The organism is Rhodococcus sp. ARC_M12 (genome assembly GCF_022810385.1).
Classification (GTDB): Bacteria; Actinomycetota; Actinomycetes; order Mycobacteriales; family Mycobacteriaceae; genus Rhodococcoides; species Rhodococcoides navarretei.
This window is the reverse complement of sequence record NZ_JALGQI010000109.1, coordinates 1-255: the sequence shown is the minus strand read 5'-3', so window position 1 is coordinate 255 and position 255 is coordinate 1. Positions and strand designations below refer to the sequence as shown.

Sequence of the window (255 nt, the reverse complement as noted above, 5' to 3'; positions counted from 1 at the left end):
GGACGGACCACCCGACGAGGGGTTGGTGTTCGCACTGGGTGGTGATCTGGGTTTGTCCTACCTGCGATCGGACGACCTGGTCCCACCGATGTACCTGGTCGGCCGCGGTGCCGACTTCGAGATCGACCTACCGCGCAGGCTCGGCGGACAAGTCGAGGTTCTCACGACCGACGATCCCGCTGAGGGATGGTCATGGGTTCGCGACGACATCGATGCGGGACGACCCAGTCTGGTCTGGGCCGATATCGCTGAGCT

At 64.3% G+C, this 255-nt stretch carries 1 protein-coding gene; it reads left to right on the top strand.

Annotation, left to right across the window (positions count from 1 at the left end):
• Positions 1-255, top strand: a 255-nt coding sequence (locus tag MTX35_RS25565; protein WP_243597499.1) for a BtrH N-terminal domain-containing protein, incomplete at both ends; no start/stop codon positions are given.